At 71.5% G+C, this 20790-nt stretch carries 18 protein-coding genes and 1 riboswitch; of the genes, 16 read left to right on the forward strand and 2 right to left on the reverse strand.

The window, feature by feature from the left end:
• Nucleotides 1–44 precede the first annotated feature (44 nt).
• On the forward strand, nucleotides 45–923 hold the full coding sequence (locus ACFTQE_RS10135; RefSeq protein WP_376924939.1) for an SDR family oxidoreductase: 879 nt from the start codon (nucleotides 45–47) through the stop codon (nucleotides 921–923).
• Nucleotides 924–977: 54 nt separating this feature from the next.
• On the opposite strand, the gene ACFTQE_RS10140 is transcribed toward ACFTQE_RS10135, so the two are convergent.
• Complete coding sequence (locus ACFTQE_RS10140; protein ID WP_376924940.1) at nucleotides 978–1823, reverse strand: DUF3626 domain-containing protein; 846 nt, start codon at nucleotides 1821–1823, stop codon at nucleotides 978–980.
• Between the two features lie 96 nt (nucleotides 1824–1919).
• Here ACFTQE_RS10140 and ACFTQE_RS10145 point away from each other — a divergent pair, with 96 nt between their 5' ends.
• Complete coding sequence (locus ACFTQE_RS10145; protein ID WP_376924941.1) at nucleotides 1920–2396, forward strand: DUF4442 domain-containing protein; 477 nt, start codon at nucleotides 1920–1922, stop codon at nucleotides 2394–2396.
• Nucleotides 2397–2640: 244 nt separating this feature from the next.
• Here ACFTQE_RS10145 and ACFTQE_RS10150 read toward each other — a convergent pair whose 3' ends face one another.
• Nucleotides 2641–3198, reverse strand: a complete 558-nt coding sequence (locus ACFTQE_RS10150; protein WP_376924942.1) for a dihydrofolate reductase family protein — start codon at nucleotides 3196–3198, stop codon at nucleotides 2641–2643.
• 175 nt (nucleotides 3199–3373) lie between these two features.
• Here ACFTQE_RS10150 and ACFTQE_RS10155 point away from each other — a divergent pair, with 175 nt between their 5' ends.
• The 14 genes from ACFTQE_RS10155 to ACFTQE_RS10220 all read left to right on the forward strand — a co-directional run bounded on the left by ACFTQE_RS10155 (nucleotide 3374) and on the right by ACFTQE_RS10220 (nucleotide 20733).
• A complete protein-coding gene (locus tag ACFTQE_RS10155; protein WP_376924943.1) occupies nucleotides 3374–4987 on the forward strand; it encodes a LuxR C-terminal-related transcriptional regulator in 1614 nt (537 codons plus the stop codon).
• A gap of 93 nt (nucleotides 4988–5080) precedes the next feature.
• Nucleotides 5081–6175 carry a flavin-containing monooxygenase gene (locus ACFTQE_RS10160; protein WP_376924944.1) on the forward strand — a complete coding sequence of 365 codons (1095 nt, stop codon included), beginning with the start codon at nucleotides 5081–5083 and terminating at the stop codon, nucleotides 6173–6175.
• A gap of 86 nt (nucleotides 6176–6261) precedes the next feature.
• Nucleotides 6262–6573 (forward strand): hypothetical protein, encoded by a 312-nt coding sequence (locus ACFTQE_RS10165; RefSeq protein WP_376924945.1) that lies wholly within the window; start codon nucleotides 6262–6264, stop codon nucleotides 6571–6573.
• Between the two features lie 48 nt (nucleotides 6574–6621).
• Nucleotides 6622–7053 carry a hypothetical protein gene (locus tag ACFTQE_RS10170; protein ID WP_376924946.1) on the forward strand — a complete coding sequence of 144 codons (432 nt, stop codon included), beginning with the start codon at nucleotides 6622–6624 and terminating at the stop codon, nucleotides 7051–7053.
• A 225-nt stretch (nucleotides 7054–7278) separates the two neighbouring features.
• Nucleotides 7279–8712, forward strand: a complete 1434-nt coding sequence (locus tag ACFTQE_RS10175; protein ID WP_376924947.1) for a dicarboxylate/amino acid:cation symporter — start codon at nucleotides 7279–7281, stop codon at nucleotides 8710–8712.
• A gap of 26 nt (nucleotides 8713–8738) precedes the next feature.
• Nucleotides 8739–9644: a fibronectin type III domain-containing protein gene (locus tag ACFTQE_RS10180; RefSeq protein ID WP_376924948.1), complete on the forward strand. Its 906-nt coding sequence runs from the start codon at nucleotides 8739–8741 to the stop codon at nucleotides 9642–9644.
• Between the two features lie 74 nt (nucleotides 9645–9718).
• A complete protein-coding gene (locus ACFTQE_RS10185) occupies nucleotides 9719–11767 on the forward strand; it encodes a fibronectin type III domain-containing protein (RefSeq protein WP_376924949.1) in 2049 nt (682 codons plus the stop codon).
• Nucleotides 11768–11939: 172 nt separating this feature from the next.
• Nucleotides 11940–12956 (forward strand): glutaminase A, encoded by a 1017-nt coding sequence (gene glsA, locus ACFTQE_RS10190; RefSeq protein ID WP_376924950.1) that lies wholly within the window; start codon nucleotides 11940–11942, stop codon nucleotides 12954–12956.
• Nucleotides 12953–14584 (forward strand): MFS transporter, encoded by a 1632-nt coding sequence (locus ACFTQE_RS10195; protein WP_376924951.1) that lies wholly within the window; start codon nucleotides 12953–12955, stop codon nucleotides 14582–14584. The genes glsA and ACFTQE_RS10195 overlap by 4 nt, the downstream gene beginning before the upstream one ends.
• A 207-nt stretch (nucleotides 14585–14791) precedes the next feature.
• Nucleotides 14792–16162 carry a hypothetical protein gene (locus tag ACFTQE_RS10200; RefSeq protein ID WP_376924952.1) on the forward strand — a complete coding sequence of 457 codons (1371 nt, stop codon included), beginning with the start codon at nucleotides 14792–14794 and terminating at the stop codon, nucleotides 16160–16162.
• Between the two features lie 70 nt (nucleotides 16163–16232).
• Nucleotides 16233–16345: riboswitch (TPP riboswitch) on the forward strand.
• Entirely contained in the window at nucleotides 16336–17217 is an 882-nt protein-coding gene (gene thiM / locus ACFTQE_RS10205; RefSeq protein WP_376924953.1) for a hydroxyethylthiazole kinase, read from the forward strand. It overlaps the preceding riboswitch by 10 nt.
• Nucleotides 17214–17876, forward strand: a complete 663-nt coding sequence (gene thiE, locus ACFTQE_RS10210) for a thiamine phosphate synthase (RefSeq protein WP_376924954.1) — start codon at nucleotides 17214–17216, stop codon at nucleotides 17874–17876. Before thiM ends, thiE begins: the two co-directional genes overlap by 4 nt.
• Nucleotides 17873–19429 carry a bifunctional hydroxymethylpyrimidine kinase/phosphomethylpyrimidine kinase gene (locus tag ACFTQE_RS10215; RefSeq protein WP_376924955.1) on the forward strand — a complete coding sequence of 519 codons (1557 nt, stop codon included), beginning with the start codon at nucleotides 17873–17875 and terminating at the stop codon, nucleotides 19427–19429. The genes thiE and ACFTQE_RS10215 overlap by 4 nt, the downstream gene beginning before the upstream one ends.
• On the forward strand, nucleotides 19426–20733 hold the full coding sequence (locus ACFTQE_RS10220) for an MFS transporter (RefSeq protein ID WP_376924956.1): 1308 nt from the start codon (nucleotides 19426–19428) through the stop codon (nucleotides 20731–20733). The genes ACFTQE_RS10215 and ACFTQE_RS10220 overlap by 4 nt, the downstream gene beginning before the upstream one ends.
• Nucleotides 20734–20790: the final 57 nt, after the last annotated feature.

Consider the following 20790-nt stretch of genomic DNA (forward strand, 5'->3'; position numbering starts at 1 on the left):
TCCGGTTGGCAGGTGGTGACCGCAACCGGAAGGACCGCTCCACCATGACCATCCTCATCACCGCTGCCTCGGGCCAGCTCGGCCGTCTCGTCGTCGACGCGCTGCTCGCGCGCGGCGCCGCGCCCACCGACATCGTCGCGACGGCCCGCGACACCTCGAAGCTCGAGCAGTTCGCCGCCCGCGGCATCCGCACCGCCGAGCTCGACTACGCACGCCCCGAGACCATCGCGCCGGCACTCGACGGCGTCGACACCGTGCTGCTCATCTCGGCATCGGTGCCCGGCGGGCGCGTCGCGCTGCACCAGAACGTCATCGACGCCGCGAAGGCCGCCGGCGTCGAGAAGCTCGTCTACACGAGCGCGCCCCGCGCCACCACGACGAGCCTCGTACTCGCGCCCGACCACAAGGCCACCGAAGAGGCCATCGCGGCCTCCGGCGTCCCCGCCGTGATCGTGCGCAACAACTGGTACACCGAGAACTACGCGGCGGATGTCGCGCGCGCCGCGTCGACCGGCGTCATCGCGTCGTCCGTGGGCGACGGTCGCGTCGCGAGCGCGACCCGCGCCGACCTCGCCGAGGGCGCCGCCGTGGTGCTCCTCGAAGACGGTCACCTCGGCGAGGTCTACGAGTTCGGCGGCGACGTCGCCTGGAACTTCGACGACCTCGCCTCCGCGGCCGGCGACGTGCTCGGCCGCGAGGTCGTGTTCACCCGGCTCACCACCGAGGAGCAGGTCGCCGCACTGCAGTCGGCAGGACTCGACGCCGACACGGCCGGGTTCGTCACGGCGATCAACACGGGCATCCGCGAGGGCGACCTCGCCGAGACCGATGGCACGCTCTCGCGCCTGCTCGGCCGCCCGACGACGACGCTCGTCGACGGGCTGCGTGCGGTCACCGCCGTGCAGGACGACGCAGCGGCCTGAACGAAGCGGCGGGGCGCGCTCCCACTCCACGTGGGGTGTCGCCCCGTCGCGCTGCTACCCGTTGCGGCGGCCGAAGCGAGCGAGCAGGTGCCATGCCTTCTTGACGTGCTGCGGGTCGAGATCGGTACGTGATCGCACCAGCCCGAGCCGGTGCGGGTCGAGTGCACCGCCCGCGTTCTCCGCGACGCCCGCAGCCAGTTCGGAGATGCGCTCACCTCGATACTCCGGGTGACTGCGCAGCAGTGCCGACGAAGCCGCATACCCGGAGTGCCACTCGATCGGGCAGCCGAGCCTCCGTGCGGCGGTCTCGACGCCCGAGTCGCGATACGAGGGATCGAGCACGAGCGCCTCGACATCCGCTTCGAGGTCGATCGGACCGTGCACCTGGGCTTCGACGTAGGCATCGAGCGGATCGTCGAATCCATACTCCTCGACGGCGTCGTCGAGGTCGAACCGGTCGGCGGTGCCGAAACGCGTCGGGCCGAGCACACTGTCGGGGACGCAGAACGTCGTGCGATCGAGCACGTCCTCGCGCAGCCGCAGGTGGCTCGAACCGAATCGCGGCGAGCCGCCGTACTCGTCGCCATCGAGGCTCAGCGAACCGTACTTCGGACGTGCCTCGGGTTCGCTCTCGTCGTAGTGGCCGCCGAACAGCCGGCGCTCCCACCGCCATCGATCACCGCCCGGCTTCGCAGTGAGCCCGCCGTTGCTGATGCCCGTCTCGAACTGGGATCGGTACGTGCGATCGAACGCGAGCGCCTCGATGACGGTGCCGCCCCGGTACAGCGCATCGGGGTGGAAGTGCACGGTGATCTTCGCCCCGCGCCGCAGCGCGCCGCCGGTCGAGACGGCGCGCACGTGGTCGAGTGCGGCTTCGATCCGGTCGTTCTCCTTCGACACGACGTCGATTCTGGCAGACGGTGCGAGCCGTCGACCGGTTGTCGACGGCCTACAAGGCGTTCGCGGCATCCGGTCGGGCACGCAAGACTCGACGGCATGCCCGTGACACCTCGACGCCTGGCCCTCGGCATGAGCCTGTGGATCCCGAACCTGTTCAGCGGCATCCGCGTGAAGCGATTCGCCCCCGACTGGACGAGCGCGACCGTCGAGCTGCACGTCAACGTCTTCACCCGCAACTACGTGAAGACCGCGTTCGGCGGATCGATGTCGGCCATGACCGACCCCTATTTCTTCATGCTCGTCATGCACCAGATCGGCCGCGACTACATCGTCTGGGACACCCGCGGCGAGATCGAGTTCGTCAAGCCCGGCCGCGGAGTGCTGACCGCGCACTTCGCGGTGTCGCCCGAGAAGACGGCCGAGCTCCGCGAGCGCGCACGCGGCGGCGCGAAGGTGCTCGAGTGGTTCGAGACCGAGATCACCGACGGTGACGGCGATGTCGTCGCCCGGGTGCGGCGCGAGGTCTACGTGCGCGAGAAGAAGCGCGTGACCGCACCCGGCTCCGTCTCGTAGTCGCGCGTCGATCCGGCGTCGGAGCGCGCTGCGAGTGCGATGCCGACGGTGCGGGCGCTGACGGCGGGGCGCTGCCAGAGCATCCTCCGAGCGTTGCCGTCAGAGCTGTGCCAGGTCCCCCTCATCAGTGAGGGGGAACTGGCATGCGCGTTGCCGAGATCTGCTTCGCGGCCGAGGGCCGTTCGAGGTCGAGCACGAATCGACCGCACGAGACCGAGCGAGTGACGGATGCCGCGGCATCCGCTCAGCGCTTGACGTCGTAGACCTGCTTGACGATGCCGTTCGAGTAGGCCTCGCACTCGACGAGGTCGAGCTGCGTGTGCGGGTCGCCGTCGCCGAAGAGGCGCTTGCCGTCGCCGAGCAGCACCGGGAAGACGAGCAGGTGGTACCGGTCGACGAGGCCGGCCGCGGCGAGGCCCTTCGCGAGGGTCGCGCTGCCGTGCACGATGATCGATGCGCCGTCGCCCTCCTTGAGCTTCGCGACGTCGTCGAGCGAGCGCAGCACGTGGGTGTTGTTCCACTCGGGGTCGGTCAGCGTGCTCGAGACGACGTACTTCGGCATCGCGTTGTACTCGGCGAAGTCGTCTTCCATCGTCGGCCAGATCGGTGCGAACTCGTCGTAGCTGACCCGTCCGATGAGCATCGCTCCCGCTTCGAGCTGCTCCCGGCCCTTGAGCTCGTAGGCCGCTTCGACGAAGGGGACGTCCTTGAACGTCCAGCCGGCCCGCGGGTGCGATCCGCCGCCGGGCGAGTCGATGACCCCGTCGAGGCTGATGAACTCGGTGACGATAAGGGTGCGCATTTCGTGATTCCTTCCGAGTCGGTATCTCCGCTCTCATTCTGGACGTCGAACGGGAACGCGCCAGATCGACATCGAGCAAGAAGCCAGCACCAGCACCAGCACCAGCACCTGCACCTGCACCTGCACCTGCACCTGCACCTTGTGAGGCTCACCCCGGCGGGCGGATACTGACGCCATGGCTCCGGCCGACACGCTGCAGGTCATCGACTGGGTCGCGCGCTACGACGAGCTCGCGGCCCGTCGAGCCGTGCTCACCGCCGGTGAACTCGACGCCTTGGGCCTCGCAGCGTGGTTCCTCGGCCGTGAAGCCGAGAGCGAGCGTGCATGGGATGACGCGCACCTCGCCTACCTCGACGCCGGCGACGCGGATGCCGCGATCCGCTGCGTGTTCTGGCTCGGCTTCACCCTGGCCGACCACGGCGAGGCCGTGCGGGCGGGCGCGTGGATGGCGCGGCTGTTCGAGCTGACCGGCTCCGTCGAGGCGACGCCGGACAACGCCGCGACGGCGGCGCTCTGCCGGGCGGTCGGGGCATTCGCGAGTGGTGAGTTCGAGGCATCCGTCGACCTCGGCGAGCGCGCGGTCGACCTCGCACATCGCACCGGAGACGTCGACACGGAGGTGCTGGCGACCATGGGCCTCGGGCGTGCGCTCATTCACGCCGGCCGCATCGGCGAGGGCTTCGCGTGCATGGACCGCGTCATGCTCGCCATCTCGTCGGGCCGGGTGAGCGATCGGGTGGCCGGCCCCGCCTACTGCGCCGTCATCGCGAGCTGCCTCGATCGCTGGGACGTCGATCGTGCCCGCGTCTGGACCCGCAGCCTCGGCGACTGGTGCGACGCGCAACGCGGGCTCGAGCCGTTCCGCGGCGAGTGCTCCGTGCACCGGGCGGGCGTGCTGCGACTGCTGGGCGAGTGGCCCGAGGCCGTGCTCACCCTCGAAGCCGTCTGCGAACGCGAACGCCGCGCCGAGACGCTCGAAGACGCCTACTACGGGCTCGGCGAGCTCTGCCGGCTCGTCGGCCGCCGTCGCGACGCCGAGGCCGCGTACCGGCGGGCTGCCGAGCTCGGGCGCGAGGTGCAGCCCGGCTTCGCACTGCTCGCACGCGACGCCCGACGATTCGCGGCCGCCCGCAGTGGCGTCGCCCGTGCACTCGAGACGAACCCGGTTCCAGGAGCCCGAGCCGAACTGCTCGCCGCGCAGGTCGAGCTCGAGGTCGAGCACGGTGACCGCGCGGTCGCCGCCCGGGCCGCGACCGCGCTTCGCGCGATGGCCGAGCAGCTCGGCACCGTCTACCTCGAGGCGCAGGCCGACCGAGCAGAGGCCCGACTCCTGATCGGCACGGATGCCCCGGAGCAGGCGCTGCCCCTGCTGCGCCGGTCGTGGGCGGTCTGGCGCCGACTCGAGGCCCCCTACGAGGCGGCCGTCACCCGTGTGCTCATGGCGCGGGCGAACCGAGCCTGCGGCGACGAGGAGGCGGCGCAACTCGAGTTCGACGCCGCACGCACGGTGCTCGCGGGGCTCGGTGCCGTCGCCGACCTCGACCGACTCGAACGCCTGGCCGCCGAGAGCGGGGGTGCCGCGGCATCCGCCGGCCTCACGAGGCGCGAGCTCGAGGTACTGCGACTCGTCGCGAGCGGCCGCTCGAACCGGCAGATCGCGGGAGACCTGTTCCTCAGCGAACGCACCGTGGCGCGGCACGTCAGCAACATCCTCGGCAAGCTCGGCCTCGGCAGCCGGTCCGCCGCCACGGCCTTCGCGTTCGAGCACGGGCTGAACACGCCGAGCTGAGCGCCCGGCCGGATCGGGCGTTCCCGATCTGGTCATTTCTGCCGACGCGGCCACCCTGCGCCGTCCGTAGCGTCGCGTGAAAAGGAGGGCCTCATGTCCACCACCATCGACACCGCGGTGATCGGCGCCGGCGCCGCCGGCCTGATCGTCGGCAAGCACCTCGCCGATCACGGCGAACGCTTCGAGCTGTTCGACGAGCACCCGCGCGTCGGCGACTCCTGGCGCGAGCGCTACCGCTCGCTGCGGCTGTTCACCCCGCGCCCGTACATCAGCCTGCCCGGCCTGCGCATCGACGAGGGCCGCTTCGCGTACCCCACCGGCGCGCAGATGGGCGACTACCTCGAACGCTACGCACGGCATTTCGCACTGCCCGTGCGCCGCTCGACGAGGGTCCTGTCGCTGACTCGCACCCGCGACGGCCGGTTCCGCCTCGAACTCGGGAACGGCGACGAGGTGACGGCCGAACGCGTCGTCGTCACGACGGGTGCGCACCGCATCCCCGTCGTGCCGCCGTTCGCGAGCGAGCTCGATCCGTCGATCCGCCAGCTCCACTCGCTCCACTACCGCGGGCCCGAGCAGCTCGCCGACGGCCCCGTGCTCGTCGTCGGCGCGGCCAACTCCGGCACGGACATCGCACTCGAAGCCGCGCGCAGCGGCCACGCGGTCACGCTCGCCGGACGGCATCCGGGTCACGTGCCGGTCGACATCGACACCCCGATCGGCAACCTCCTGGCCGGCGTCTTCATCTCGCGCCTGCGCCGGATGACGATCGACACCCCGAAGGGCCGGGCGATGAAGCGCGCCGTGCTCGCCCACGGCGTGATGCTCGTGCGCAACAAGCCGGCAGCCCTCGAGCGGGCGGGCATCGTGCAGCTCGGCCGGATCACGGGCGTCGGGCCCGACGGCCCGGTCAGCGCCGACGGCACGGTCGTCGAGGCGGCGACGGTCGTCTGGTGCACGGGCTCGCGACCCGACCTCGGCTGGATCGACATCGACGGCGTCATCGGCCCCGACGGCCGCCCCGTCGAGGAGCGCGGCATCGCGAGCGGATGCCCCGGACTCGCGTTCGTCGGCATGCCGTTCCAGTACTCCGTGGCATCCGCGACGCTCATGGGCATGGACCGCGACGCGCGCTTCGTCGTGGACGCGCTCAGCAGCGCGCCGCGCGCTGCCGTCGCGAACGCCTGACCCCGCGGCATCCGCTCTTCGGAGGCAGAGGTCCGCGCCGTCCCGCCGACTTGACCACCACCGGGCCCTGTGTTCGGATGAGCAGCATGCAGATCTTCGCCGGATGGGTCGTCGTGCTCGCCGGCGCTGCCATGACCACGTGGTCCACGCAGCTGCTCGTGCGGGCGAATCCGGGCCGACGGATTCCGTATCTCGTCAGTCCCGAGCAGACGCCGCGGCGGTCGATCCTGTTGCGCGCGGGCGGCGCGGGCGTGCTGGTTCTGGGCGCCGCACTCCTGGCCCCGCTGATCGACGTCTTGGGCGTTGCGCTGATCGTCTGCGGCTTCCTGCCGTCACTGGTGTGGATCGCGATCCACAACCGCCGAGCGGCGGCCAGTGCCGAGGCGGACGCCCGCTAGCTCGACGACGTCACGCGGATGCCGCGACATCCGCTCTACGATCGCACCATGAGCGAAGCGCGGGACCCGGACGGATCCGAGGAGTCGAACCGACCCGACGGACCGTGGTGGACGGGCGAGGACGAGGTCGGCGGCATCGGGTTCGCACGGTTCTTCGCGTACACGGGCCTGTTCATGGCGATCGCCTCGCTCGTCATCGCCGTGATGGCACCGCTCGAGGGCGACGCGCTCCGCACGGTGTGGATCACGGGCTTCGCGGCGACGTCGATGTGGATCGCGTTCATGGCCGCACCCCGGTACCGCAGGGAGGGCGTGCGGGTCTCCCCCGCGGTGCCGATCACGATGGCGCTCGGCGGGCTGACGATCGCGATCATGATCTACGCCTTCGCCGCGATCGCGCTCGCCTCGACGGGCGTCGAGCTTCCCGCTCCGGCGCACTGGTTCGGCGGGCCGACCGCGCCGAGCGGCGTGAACGTCTGACCCCTCGCCGCAACTCGACGTCGCAGAACGTCACACGGAGGCCGTGACCCGGCGTCATCCGACGACGCGATGCGCCACCCGACGACACCGAACGGGCGCCCCGCGCGTCGTATGCCGTCATAGGCATTCACAGTGCGACACGCGTCGCACCGCGGCATCCTGCGCTCAATACGGTCGTGCTCATGCACCGAATCCGCACCTCCTCCGCGCCGTTCGGAGGCCGTCGTGGCTGACCTCGACTGGCTCTCGATCGCCGCGTTCGCCCTCATCGCCGTGCTCTTCGTCGGGCTCTTCCTGCTGCGCCGCGCCGGAGCGAAGTTCACGCTGCTCACGGTCATCGCGCTCGTCGTCGGCATCGGCGTCGGCCTCGCGTTCCAGGGGCACCTCGACTACGTCGACGTCATCGGCACGATCTACGTCAACATCATCACGGCGGTCGTCGCGCCGCTCATCATCGTCTCGGTGCTCTCGAGCGTCACCTCGCTCGGCAGCCTCGCGAAGCTGCGCACGATCGGCCTGAGCTCGGTCTTCTGGCTGCTCACCACGAACCTCATCGCGATCCTGCTGACCCTCGGGCTCGCGCTCGCGACGGGCATCGGCAAGGGGGCGAACCTCGAACTCGCGGGCGTCGACGGAACGGCGCTCACCGGACTCCTGGCCCCGCTCGACGAGGTCATCGTCGGCCTCTTCCCGCACAACGTCGTCGGCGACATCTCGTCGAACAACATCATCGCGATCATCCTCTTCACGCTCCTGATCGCGATCTCGTACCTGATCGTCGCCGACCGGAACGCCGAGAAGGTGCGGCCGTTCAAGGAGTTCGTGGATGCCACGCGGCGGGTGCTCTTCAAGGCCGTCGGGTTCATCATCGCCCTGACCCCGTACGCGGTGCTGGCGCTCGTCGCCGTCACGACCTCCACGGCGGTGGCCCGCATCGAGACGGCGCTCTCGCTCGTCGGCGTGCTCGTCATCGCGCTCGTCGCCTGCTTCGTCGACGCCTACCTCGTCAACGGCGTGCTGCTGCGGGTCTTCGCCGACCTGAACCCGCTGCGGTTCTTCCGCCTGCTGACCCCGGCGCAGTACACGGCGTTCACGACGCAGTCGAGCATCGGCACGCTGCCGCTCACGATCTCGACCCTGACGCGCAAGATCGGCGTCTCCGACGAGGTGGCGGGCTTCACCGCCCCGATCGGCACGACCATCGGCATGCCCGGCTGCGCCGGCATCTGGCCCACGCTCGTGGCCGTCTTCACGGTGAACGCCCTCGGCATCGAGTACACGCCGCTCGACTACGTCGTGCTCGTCGTGCTCGGCCTGCTCGTCTCGCTCGGCACCGCCGGCGTTCCCGGCACCGCGATCGTGACGGCGACGGCGGTGTTGACCGCGGTCGGACTGCCCGTCGAGGTGCTCGTGCTGCTCATTCCGATCAGCGCCATCGCCGGCACCGCGAGCACCATGGCGAACGTCACCGCAGCCGCCACGAGCGCCGCGATCGTCGCGCGCCGCGCGGGTGCGCTCGACGACGAGATCTTCGCCGGCCGCGCCGTGCACCGCGACGACCTCGGCGAGGACGTCCCCGTCGAGACAGCCCATCACGGCGTCGAAGCCGATGCCGCTGCGCCCGACTCCGCCACGACCGAACTCGCCGCCCGCCGCTGATGCGGCCGACCAGAAGGACGACCCTCATGACCTCCCGATTCGACAGCGCTCGCCGCGCTCGCGGCCTCCGCGGCTTCGCGGCGACCCTCGTGCTCGCGATCACCGTGCCGACGCTCGTGCTCATCAGCAGCAGCCCCGCTTCCGCCGCAGGCGACGTCTGCGACCTCTGCTCGATCAACTTCGACCTCGGCGCCTGCGAGAACGCCGGCGGGTACCCGTACGACAGCACGCAGGAGGACCCGCCGCCCGCGCTCGGCGGCGGCAGCGCTCCGGCGCCCGCCCCTGCACCCGCTCCGGCTCCTGCTCCGGCTCCGGCGCCCGCACCTGCTCCGAACGCCGGCACCTCCGGCGGCACGACGGGCTCGACCGGGGGCAGCTCGTCGGGTTCGTCGGACGACTCGGCCGACGCCGCCCAGACGCCGGCCGGCGCTGCGGCACCCGCGGCCGTCGCGGCCACGGCTCCCATCGCCCCGGCTGCGCCGCGCCTGACGGCCAAGGGCAGCTCGCTCACCGTCACCTGGGCCGCACCGGCCGACGGCGGTTCCCCGGTGACGGGCTACAGGCTGTCGCTCAACAAGGGCACCGCCATCCCCCTTGCGGCGAGCGCCACTTCGCACACGTTCAAGGTGCTCGGCGCCGGCGCCTACACGGCGACGCTGATCGCCACGAACGCCGTCGGCGAGTCGCCCGTATCGAGCGTGTCGAAGTCGGTGACCATCAGCGCATCGACCGCCGAGCCCACCGCTCAGGCCGTCGAGACCGCCGCCGCCACGAGCGGCGGGGCACCCGAATGGCTCGCCGGCGCCGGCATCCTCGTCGCCCTCGTCGCCGTCGGAGCACTCGCACTGCTCGGACAGCGACTGTTCGCCCGGCGCCGCACGAGCGCGGCGCCCGTCAGCGACCAGCCCGACGAGACATCCGTGCCCGAATGACCGGCCCGGCCCACCCCCACCAGAAAGGAAGCACCGTGCCCGACCACCAGCGCCCCACCCAGAGGCGGGCGGCGATGCTGACTGCCCTCGCCATCGCCGGCACCGTCGTGCTCGGCGGTGTCGCGGCGGCCCCGGCCACCGCAGCCCCCGCGAGTCCGACCGACACCGTCGACTACTTCGACGACGCCTACGAGGGCCTCGGCTCCGACAGCGTCTACGAGACCGTCACGTTCGAACGGTTCGAGTACCTGCTCGGCCAGGAGGGGCGCTTCGCGTTCCTCATCGGCGGACCCGAGGACGCGCAGACGGCGGCGACCGTCGGCCCGATCAACGACGTCGCGAAGGCGGCCGGAGTCGAGCGGATCTACAACTTCGACCCGCGCCTCGACGGCGACCGACTCGACATCCGCACGACGACGAACGCCGACGTCGCACCGCTCTGGGCCCGGCTCGTGGCGAACGCACTCGGCAAGGACACGCAGACGCCGTTCGACGGCACCGACGACCCGACGCTCTTCGTCTACGACTCGGCCCACGTCGAGGGCGGCGCGGAGGACCGCATCGTCTCGGCGATCACCACCCCGGTGACCGCGGAGCAGCTCGCGGACCCGGCCGCGCTCACCGCCTACAAGGCCGAGGTCGCCGCGGTGCTCGGCACGGCAGCCGACCTCGACACGAGCGACCAGTTCACGTTCACCGAAGAGGTCGTCAACGCCAAGCACGCCTCGGCCTACGGCGGCCGCGACGTCTACGGCGGCGCCACGGTGCTGGGCGAAGCCGATGCCGACTGGCGCGTCCAGACGGTCACCTACCCCGAGCTCGTGAACCTGCTCGAGAGCGACGGCGACTACGTGCTGCTCTTCGGCGGCACCTGGTGCCACAACACCCGCGCCGTGCTGAAGGAGGTCAACCGGCAGGCGGTCGCGAACGACGTCGCGAAGGTCTACTTCTTCGACCTGCGCCTCGACGGCAACTCGGGCAACGACCTGCACATCCGCGACACCGGCTCCGAGTTCGCCGACTTCTACGGCGACCTCGTCACCAAGTACCTGCCGAACCTCGTGACGCAGTACGTGCCGGGCGTCTCCGGCCAGGTCGACTACTTCCCGGGCGGCGACACCTCGAAGGCCCTCGCGACCGCGAAGAAGCTGCAGGTGCCGTACCTGCTCGAGTACGACCGCTCGCGCACCCTGGGCGGCCAGCCCGCGCCGATCGCACAGCAGTGGATCCACTCCAACGGCGACGGCACGTACAAGGAGTACATGACCGAGTGGTGGTACGTGAACGACCTGCCCGGCCGTTACGCCGACCGGCCCGACCCCGCCGGGCTCGCCGCCCAGCTCGCGTTCGCCGATGAGGCCATCGCCGCCCTCGGCACCTTCTTCGACGCGCTGCCGTACGACCCCGAGGTCGTCGCCGCCGCACCCGACGCGCCGGCCGCCCCCGTCTCGACGGTCGCCGGCGCCGGTGTGACCGTGTCGTGGACGGCACCCGCCGACGGCGGCTCGCCGATCACGGAGTACCTCGTCTCGCTGAACGGCGGCGCCCCGGTCTCGGCGCCCGCGGGCACGACGACGCGCACCTTCACCGGGCTCGCAGCAGGCGAGTACACCGCGACGGTCGCCGCCCGGAACACCGTCGGCACCTCCGCGGCATCCGCTGCGTCGGCCGCCGTGACCGTGGCGGCGGCGCCCGCCGTCGACCCGACGACCGTGAAGGGCTCGGTCGCGGTGACCGGCGACCTCGTGCCCGGCGGCCGCATCACGGTCGTCGGCACGGGCCTCGCGCCCGGCACCGGCGGCTTCGCGGTCGAGCTCCACTCGACGCCGCAGACGCTCGGCTCCGCGACGACGAACGGCGACGGCGGATTCACCTTCACGGGAACCATCCCGGCTGCGACGCCCGCCGGCGCACACTCGATCGTCGTCACGATCGACGGCGTCGAGGTCGCGAGCGCGTCGATCACGGTCGCATCGGCCGGCTCCGGCGCGGGTTCGAGCGCGGGTCTCGCCTCGACCGGCACCGCGTTCGTCGACGTGCTCGGCTGGCTCGCGTTCGCGCTGATCGCCGCCGGCGGCGCGGCGTACGCGATCGTGCGGGTCCGGGCTCGGCGCGTGAACTGACGACCGCACGAACCGAACGGGGGTGGATGCCACGCGGCATCCGCCCCCGTTCTCGTCGCCCGGTGCCCTCGCGATTGTTGGGGAGAGTCCGACTTCCCGACGACGGTTGCCCGCGTCGGCACGGCACGTGCAGCATGATCGGTGCAGCGGAGTGACGACGTCAGGAGGACGCGTGGATTTCGAGGTCGACGACATCGAGCAGCGCGCGTCCGCCGGCACCCTGCCTCCGTGGGACGACGTCGAGTCGCTCGTCCACGCGGCCTATGAGCGCAACCGCGACGTCGACGAGGGCGACGTCGCCGACTACATCCCGATCCTCGGCGAGGCGGACCCTGCACTGTTCGGCGTCGCGGTCGTCGAGGTCGACGGCAGCGTGCACGACGCGGGCGACGTCGACCGGCTCTTCTCCATCCAGTCGATCTCCAAGGCGTTCGTCTACGCGCTGGCGTGCGAAGAGCTCGGCCACCAGCCCGTGCTCGACCGCATCGGCGTGAACAACACCGGCCTGCCGTTCAACTCCGTGATGGCGATCGAGCTGAACGACGGACACCCGCTGAACCCGATGGTCAACGCCGGGGCGATCGCGACGACCGCGCTCGTGCCCGGAGACGACGCCGACGCGCAGTGGGCGTTCATCGTCGCGGGCCTCTCCCGCTTCGCGGGGCGCGCGCTCCAGCTCGACGACCTGGTCTACCGGTCGGAGGCGGCGACGAACCAGCGGAACCGGGCGATCGCCAGGCTGCTCGAGAGCTACGGCCGGCTCGAACGTGATCCCCTCGAAGCGGTCGACGTGTACACGAAGCAGTGCGCGCTCCTCGTGAACGCCCACGACCTCGCGGTAATGGGCGCCACGCTCGCCGACGGCGGCGTGAATCCGATCACGGGCGTGCGGGTGGTCTCTGCCGAGGTGTGCCGTGACACCCTGGCGGTGCTCGCCGCGAACGGGCTCTACGAACGATCGGGCGAGTGGCTCTTCGAGATCGGACTGCCCGGCAAGTCGGGCGTCGCCGGCGGCATCGTCACCGTCTCCCCGGGCAAGGCCGGCATCGGCACCTATTCGCCGCGCCTCGACAGCGCCGGCAACAGCGTGCGCGGCCAACGCGCGACCGCCCATCTCTCCCGAAGCCTCGGGCTCAATATCTTCGCGTCCGCACCGCACGAACGCACCCAGGAACGGAGTCAGCCATGACCTCGAGCACGCGCTCACCGCAGACCGGCACGGCCGTGAAGGCATCGTGGGCGCCCATGATCGGGCTCTTCCTCGCCCAAGTGCTCATGTCGTTCAACGTGGCGGCCCTGCCCGTCTCGATCGGCGGCATGGTCGAGGAGTTCGGTGTGCCGCCGACCGCCGTGAGCACCGCGATCGTGACCTACGGACTCATGGTCGCGGCCCTCGTCATGGTCGGTGCGAAGCTCGGGCAGCGATTCGGCTGGGTGCTCGTCTTCCGCATCGTCGTCGGACTGTTCGGTCTGGCCGAGCTCATGATGGTGTTCGCTCCGACGATCGGGTGGGTCATCGCGGCCCAGGCCTTCGCCGGGGCATCCGCCGCCATCATCGTGCCGTCGCTCGTCGCGCTCATCGCCGAGAACTACCACGGCCCCCAGCAGGCGACCGCGATCGGCTCGCTCGGCTCGGCGCGCGCGATCTCGGGTGTGAGCGCGTTCCTCATCGGCGGCGCGCTCGGCACCCTGGTCGGCTGGCGTCCGGTCTTCCTCATCCTGCTCGTGCTCGCCATCGTCGTCTTCGCACTCAGCTTCACGCTGCGCTCCGACAGGGGCGACCCCGGCATCAAGATCGACCTCGTCGCCGCGCTCTTCATCGGTTCCGGCATCGTGCTGCTGACCCTCGGCTTCAACAACCTGAACACCTGGGGGGTCGTGCTCGCGACGCCGAACGCCCCGTTCGACGTGCTCGGCCTCTCGCCCGCACCGATCTTCGTGGTCGTCGGCCTCATCCTCGGCCAGGCGTTCTTCGTGTGGACGCGCCGACGCACTCGCGAGGGCAAGGTGCCGCTCGTGAGCCTCTCGGTGCTCGGCTCCTCGCGCGAACGCGCCGCGGTCTACGCGATGTTCGTGATCGTCTCGCTCGAGGCCGCGATCAACTTCACGGTGCCGCTGTACATCCAGATCGTGCAGGGTCGCACGCCGTTCGACACCTCGCTCGCGATGATGCCCTTCAACATCACGGTCTTCGTCACGGCGACGCTCGTGGTGCGGTTCTACCGGCGTTACGCACCCCGCACGATCGCGTTGTTCTCGTTCATCCTCACGACCGTCGCCCTGCTCTGGCTCTCCTTCGTGGTGTCGAACGACTGGGAGACGCTGCCGACCATCGCGGGACTGATCGTGTTCGGCATCGGCCAGGGCGCACTCGTCACGCTCGTCTTCAACGTGCTCGTGACGTCGGCGCCGAAGGAGCTCGCGGGCGACGTCGGCTCGATCCGCGGAACGACGCAGAACCTCGCGTCGGCCGTCGGCACCGCCATCGCGGGCGCGATGCTCGTCACGATCCTCAGCATGAACATCGCCCAGGCCGTCGTGAACGACGTCGAGATCCCCGATGAGGTGGTCGCCCAGGTCGACCTCGGCGAGGTCAACTTCGTGAGCAACGACCAGTTGCGCGAAGTGCTCGACGCCACGGACGCCACGGACGCCCAGGTCGACGCCGCGGTGCAGATCAACACCGACGCCCGGCTCAGCGCCCTGAAGCTCGGCCTGCTCATCATGGCCGGCGTGAGCGCACTCGCGATCATCCCGGCGAGCCGCCTGCCGAAGTACCGCCCCGAGGAGATTCCCGACCCGTCACCCGCGGAGTGACGCGACCGATCGGCCGCTCGGCTCGACCGCGCTGACAGCCGCCGACCGGAACGTCCCCCAGTCCGGGGGTGATTCGGGGGATTCCGTCCGTTTCCGAGATGCGGCGAACCTAGACTCCCTTCAACCCCAACGAGTCCGCGCCGCGCAACCCGAAATTCCGCCGTGGGCTCCCCGTGCCGACTCGATTCGGCGTACCCGAAGGACCCCATGAAACGCACGCTCTCCGCGCTCGTGATCGCCGTGCTCGGCGCCGGCATCGCCGTCGTCGGCACCGCCGCGCCGGCATCGGCATCGACGCCCTCGGTCACTGCGAGCTGCATCTCGCTCGACGTGAACCTCACCGGCTACTCGACCGACCCCGGCGCCGCCGAGGTCACCGAAGAGGTCGTCGTGACGCCCGCCGTCGACGAGGTGAGCCACACCGACTACCGGTACGAGAAGTGGAAGCTCGGCATGTGGCTGATCCCGTATGCGACGGGCGAGTTCCGCTGGGTCCACAAGGATGTCGGCGACTACGACGTCTACGACTGGGGCTTCTACAAGTTCACCGGCGCGACCCAGAAGCACATCGACGTCGAGGCGAAGCCCGCCATCACCGAGACCGTCGTCGTCACCCCCGCGGTGCCGGCGAACCCCACCCCCAACACGGTCACCGTCGAGATCGACGGCGACGTCGTCGTCGACACCGCGTTCGGCGAGTCGTTCGACCAGTCGTTCGCACTCGACAAGTTCACCGAGCAGCCGTACACGGTGACCGTCACCTCGTTCGACGGCGAGGGCGCCGGCACCTGGCAGGGCACCTCCTCGGCGTGCGCACTCGGTGCGGCGAACGCCGCCGCGGTCATCGCGGCCCCGAGCTGCGGCGTCGTCGACGTCACCGTCACGAACCCCGCCCTCGCCGCCGACGCGATCAACGCGACCACGTCGGCCGTGGTCTACATCGACGGTGAGGCGAAGCACTTCCTCGCGATCGCCGAGAACGGCGCCGAGCAGCGCACCATCTCGTTCGCCGAGGACTCCGGCGACCACGGGGTCGTCGTCCGCACCGGCCCCGCGCACGGCGACGTCGTGCTCGCATCGACGACCGTGCTGACCGACTGCGAGGAGAACGCGGGCCCCGTCGAGCCGATCGTCGGCGAGCTCTCGGTCACGGGCAGCCTCACCCCCGGCGGCGCCATCACCGTCACCGGCACCGGCTTCGCGCCGAACACGCAGTACGACGTCGAGCTCCACTCGACGCCCCAGGCGCTCGGCACTGCGACGACCGACGGCGACGGCGACTTCGTCCTCCCCGCCACGATCGGCGCCACCACCCCGGCCGGCGACCACGACGTGGTCGTGCTGCTCGACGGCGACGAGATCACGAGCACCGGCATCGTGGTCGCCGCGGCGAACACGCCCGGAGCGACGGGCTCGAACACGACTCCGGCTGCGGCCTCGACGGCCGGCGCGAAGTCGACCGCCGGCCTCGCCGAGACCGGCGTCGACGCGAACGGCATCATGCTGCTCGCCCTGGCGATGCTCCTCGCGGGCGGCGCCGCCTTCGGCATCACGCGCGCCGCACGCTCGCGCGCCTGACGCATCCGAACGACCGAGGCCCCGTGGCGCATGCCACGGGGCCTCTCGGCGTTCCGGCCGCTAGGCTCGACCCAGTGACACGGGGTGCCGTGCACCGCTTCACCCGAAGCGGGCATGGCTGAGAACACACCCGTCGAACCTGATCTAGTTCGAACTAGCGAAGGGATGTCGCGTTGAGCGATCGTCTGTCCATCGACCCTGCCCACTCGAGCGCACAACTGCTCGACCGACTCCGCGACCGCGTGCCGCTCGTGCAATGCATCACGAACACCGTGGTCTCGGGCTTCACCGCGAACTCGCTGCTCGCGATCGGCGCCGCCCCGGCCATGGTCGACATCGTCGGCGAAGCGGCCGCCTTCGCGCGAGTCGCGAGCGGCCTCCTCGTGAATCTCGGCACGCCGTCGCCCGAGCAGCGCGCCGCTGCTCGCGAGGCCGTCGGCGCCGCCCACGAATCGGGCACGCCGTGGGTGCTCGATCCGGTCGCCATCGGCGCCCTGCCCATCCGCACGGCGCTCGCGCACGAACTCGTCGAGCTGCGACCCGCCGTCATCCGCGGCAACGCGAGCGAGATCCTCGCCCTCGCGGGCGTCGGAGCGGGCGGCCGCGGCGTCGACGCCGCCGACTCGACCGACGCGGCGGCCGAAGCCGCCGCACTGCTCGCCGCCCGGTTCGGCTCGGTCGTCGCCGTGTCGGGTCCGGTCGACCTCATCACCGACGGACGCAGCACGGTGCGCATCTCGAACGGCGACCCCCTGCTCACTCGCGTCACGGGCGGCGGATGCGCCCTCGGGGCGGTGACGGCCGCGTTCGTCGCGATCGCCGACGACGCCTTCACCGGTGCGGTCGCCGCGACCCTCGTCTACACGGTGGCCGCGGAGGTCGCCGCGGCCGGCGCCGAGGGTCCCGGCACGTTCGCACCCAGGTTCCTCGACGCGCTCGCGGCAGTCGGCCCGGCAGAGGTGCGGGAGCGCGCACGCGTCTCGAGCACCGTCGGAGACGTCGCAGGGGCATCCGCCGCCGCGGCGTTCGGCGTCGTCGCCGGAGCCGACGCGTGAGCGCGCGCACGGCACTCGACCTCTCGCTCTACCTCGTCACCGACGCAGCTCTCTGCGGCGAGCGCGGTACCGTCTCCGTCGTGGCCGAGGCCGTCGCCGGCGGCGTGCGCGTGGTGCAGGTGCGCGACAAGGGCGCCGAGGCATCCGCACTGCTCGCCCAGCTCGAGGCTCTCGCCGACGTCATCGACGGGAGGGCGGCCCTGCTCGTGAACGACCGCCTCGACCTCGCGATCGCGGCGCGCGCGAGCGGCGTGCCCGTCGACGGCGTGCACCTCGGCCAGGGCGACGCTGCGGCCGCTATCGCGCGCGACCGGCTCGGACCCGACGCCGTCATCGGACTCACCGCGAACACGCCCGCCCACCTCGAGGCGCTGCGCCGGATGCCCCGTGGCACGGTCGACTACCTCGGGGTCGGCGTGATCCGTCCGACCGCGACGAAGCCCGATCACCCGCCGGCCCTCGGCATCGACGGATTCAGCCGCTTCGCCGCGGAGGCGGAACTGCCGTGCGTCGCGATCGGCGGCATCGTGCCGGCCGATGTCGCGCCGCTCCGCGAGGCCGGGGCCGCCGGCGTCGCACTCGTCTCGGCGATCTGCTCGGCCGACGATCCTCGGGCGGCCGCTCGAGATCTCGCCGACCGATGGGAGGCCGCGCGATGACCGCTCGAGTGCTGAGCATCGCCGGCAGCGACCCCTCCGGAGGTGCCGGCATCCAGGCCGACCTGAAGTCGATCTCCGCCGTGGGCGGCTACGGCATGGCCGCGATCACCGCATTGACCGCCCAGAACACGCGCGGTGTGCGCGACGTCCACGTGCCGCCGGCGAGCTTCCTCGCTGCACAGCTCGACGCGATCTCCGACGACATCACGATCGACGCCGTGAAGCTCGGCATGCTCGCGAACGCCGAGGTCATCCGCACCGTCGCCGACTGGCTCGAGCGCACCCGCCCGCCGATCGTCGTGCTCGACCCCGTCATGGTCGCCACGAGCGGCGACCGCCTGCTCGACGCGGACGCCGAGTCGGCGATGCGCGAGCTGCTGCCGCTCGCCGACCTCGTCACCCCGAACCTCGCCGAGCTCTCGGTGCTCGCAGGCTCCGGCGAAGGGCCGCCGGTCGTGGCGACGACCTGGCCCGAGGCGATCGCACAGACCGAGAGCGTCTCGGCGAGGTATGGGGTGCGAGTGCTCGCGAAGGGCGGCCACCTCGCCGGCGACACCGCGCCCGATGCGCTCGTCGACGCCGCCACCGCGACGATCGTCGAATTCGGGGGTGAACGCATCGCCACGACCGCGACGCACGGCACCGGTTGCTCGCTCTCGTCGGCGATCGCGACCCTCGCCGCCGAGCACGGAGACTGGCCGGCCGCGATCGCGGAGGCCCGCCGCTGGCTGCGGGAATCGCTGCGTCACGGCGAGGCCCTCGGGGTCGGCGGCGGGCACGGCCCGGTCAACCACTTCGCCGGCCTCTGGTCGCGCGGCGGCACTCGCACCGCGCCGACGCCGGCCGAGGTCGAGTTCGAGTGGTGGGCCGGCATCGCCGACGTGCGAAGCGAGATCGACGAACTGCTGTTCATCCGCGGACTCGCCGACGGTTCCCTCGCACGCGAACCGTTCCTCGCCTACCTCGCGCAGGACGCGCTCTACCTCCGCGACTACGCTCGCGTGCTCTCGGAGGCCGCGAGACTCGCACCGGATGCCCCGGCGCAGGCGTTCTGGGCGAACTCCGCCCACGGATCGATCGTCGGCGAGCTCGAGTTGCACGAGAGCTGGCTCGGATCGGAGGCCGGCACCGCGGCATCCGCATCGCCCGATGCGACGACCACCGCGTACCTCGACCACCTGCTCGCGACCGCGCAGCGCGGCGATCACGCCGTGCTCATCGCGGCCCTGCTGCCGTGCTTCTGGATCTACACCGACCTCGGCGAACGCCTCGCCGCGGGCGAGTTCGGCGAGACCGCCCTCGATCCGGGGCATCCGTACGCCTCGTGGCTCGCGACCTACGCCGATCCCGGCTTCGCCGTCGCGACGCGCGACGCGATCGGCTTCGTGACGCGGGCGGCCGCGGGCGCGACCCCCGAGCATCGCGAGCGGATGCACCGCGCATTCGTCGCCTCGGCGCGGCACGAGTCGGCGTTCTTCGCGGCGCCGCTCGCGGCCGCGGGGGCGTCGGCGACATCTGCGACGTCGACGCCGACCGGGGCGGTGACCGCGTGAGCGGCGGGGCGACGGCACTCGAGACGGCGCCCGCCGAGGGCGCCTCCTCCGACCCGGGGCGAAGCCGCCGTGCCGTCACCGCGGCGGCCTTCGGCACGGTGCTCGAGTGGTACGACTTCTTCCTCTACGGCACGGCGGCGGCGCTCGTCTTCCCGACGCTGTTCTTCCCCGGCGACGACCCGCTCACGAGCCTGCTGCTCTCGTTCGCCGTGTTCGCGACGGGCTTCGTGGCGCGGCCGCTCGGCGGCCTCGTCTCGGGACACCTCGGCGACCGCTTGGGCCGGCGCCGCGTGCTCGTGGCGACGCTCGTCACGATGGGCGTCGCCACCGCCCTCATCGGCCTGCTGCCGACGCACGCGCAGATCGGGGCGCTCGCGCCCGTGCTGCTCGTCGTGCTGCGGCTCGTGCAAGGGCTCGCGACCGGCGGCGAGTGGAGCGGCGCCGTGCTGCTCGCCCTCGAGCAGTCGCCCCTGCGGCGCGGGTTCCGCGGGGCGTTCATCTCGAGCGCGGTGTACGTGGGTCTCATCCTCGGCAACCTCGCCTTCATGCTGCTCGTCGCGCTCCTCGACGACGAGGCGCTCTTCGCCTGGGGTTGGCGCGTGCCGTTCCTCGCGAGCCTCGTGCTCGTCGCGATCGGGTGGCGACTGCGCCGCCGAGTCGACGAGTCGCCCGAGTTCGTCGCGATGCTCGAGGCCCGTCGTGAGGCGCGCAGACCCGTCACCGAGGTGCTCCGCCGGCCCCGAGGCGTCCTCGCCGTGTTCCTCGTGCGCGTCGGCGTGAACACCACCTTCTACGTCGTGTCGGTGTTCTGCCTGGGCTACGCGTCGACCGTCGTCGGCCTGCCGCGCGAGGTCACCCTCACCGCGCTGCTCGTCGGGGCCGCGGTCGCCGCGGTGCTGTGCCCGTTCTGGGGTGGGCTCGGCGATCGCGTCGGCCCGCGCCGACTCGTGGCGTGGAGCCTCGTCGCGTTCGCCGTGCTCGCCGCACCCCTCTTCCTCGTGCTCGACACGGGGTCGGCGGCGCTCGTCATCGGCGTCGTGGTCGCCGCGATCGGCATCGTGAACTCGGCCTCCGACGGAGTGCAGCCCGCGTACTTCACGGCGATGTTCGACACGCGCGTGCGGTACTCGGGCATCTCGATCGGTCGCGAGGCGGGAGCGATCGTCGGCGGCGGGCTCGCCCCGCTCGCGGCGACCGCGCTGCTCGCCCAGTTCGGGCACTGGTGGCCGATCGCCGTGATGATGGCCGTCGCCGCACTCGTCGGACTCGTCGGCACGGCGATCGCGCCGCGCGAGCGCGAGTAGGCGCGGGTTCGGCGGCACGGCCGACACCCCGAGACGCGAACGGGCCCGCCTCCATCT

It is taken from the genome of Agromyces sp. NPDC056965 (assembly GCF_042673425.1).
Lineage (GTDB): Bacteria > Actinomycetota > Actinomycetes > Actinomycetales > Microbacteriaceae > Agromyces.

What these genes read in the sequence shown, in the direction of transcription:
- ACFTQE_RS10215 (WP_376924955.1), top strand. Translation starts at nt 17,873, where the DNA reads ATGACCGCTCGAGTGCTGAGCATCGCCGGCAGCGACCCCTCCGGAGGT.
- ACFTQE_RS10180 (WP_376924948.1), top strand. Translation starts at nt 8,739, where the DNA reads ATGACCTCCCGATTCGACAGCGCTCGCCGCGCTCGCGGCCTCCGCGGC.
- ACFTQE_RS10200 (WP_376924952.1), top strand. Translation starts at nt 14,792, where the DNA reads ATGAAACGCACGCTCTCCGCGCTCGTGATCGCCGTGCTCGGCGCCGGC.
- ACFTQE_RS10165 (WP_376924945.1), top strand. Translation starts at nt 6,262, where the DNA reads ATGCAGATCTTCGCCGGATGGGTCGTCGTGCTCGCCGGCGCTGCCATG.
- ACFTQE_RS10145 (WP_376924941.1), top strand. Translation starts at nt 1,920, where the DNA reads ATGCCCGTGACACCTCGACGCCTGGCCCTCGGCATGAGCCTGTGGATC.
- ACFTQE_RS10160 (WP_376924944.1), top strand. Translation starts at nt 5,081, where the DNA reads ATGTCCACCACCATCGACACCGCGGTGATCGGCGCCGGCGCCGCCGGC.
- ACFTQE_RS10185 (WP_376924949.1), top strand. Translation starts at nt 9,719, where the DNA reads ATGCTGACTGCCCTCGCCATCGCCGGCACCGTCGTGCTCGGCGGTGTC.
- ACFTQE_RS10150 (WP_376924942.1), bottom strand. Translation starts at nt 3,198, where the DNA reads ATGCGCACCCTTATCGTCACCGAGTTCATCAGCCTCGACGGGGTCATC.
- ACFTQE_RS10155 (WP_376924943.1), top strand. Translation starts at nt 3,374, where the DNA reads ATGGCTCCGGCCGACACGCTGCAGGTCATCGACTGGGTCGCGCGCTAC.
- ACFTQE_RS10170 (WP_376924946.1), top strand. Translation starts at nt 6,622, where the DNA reads ATGAGCGAAGCGCGGGACCCGGACGGATCCGAGGAGTCGAACCGACCC.
- ACFTQE_RS10135 (WP_376924939.1), top strand. Translation starts at nt 45, where the DNA reads ATGACCATCCTCATCACCGCTGCCTCGGGCCAGCTCGGCCGTCTCGTC.
- ACFTQE_RS10195 (WP_376924951.1), top strand. Translation starts at nt 12,953, where the DNA reads ATGACCTCGAGCACGCGCTCACCGCAGACCGGCACGGCCGTGAAGGCA.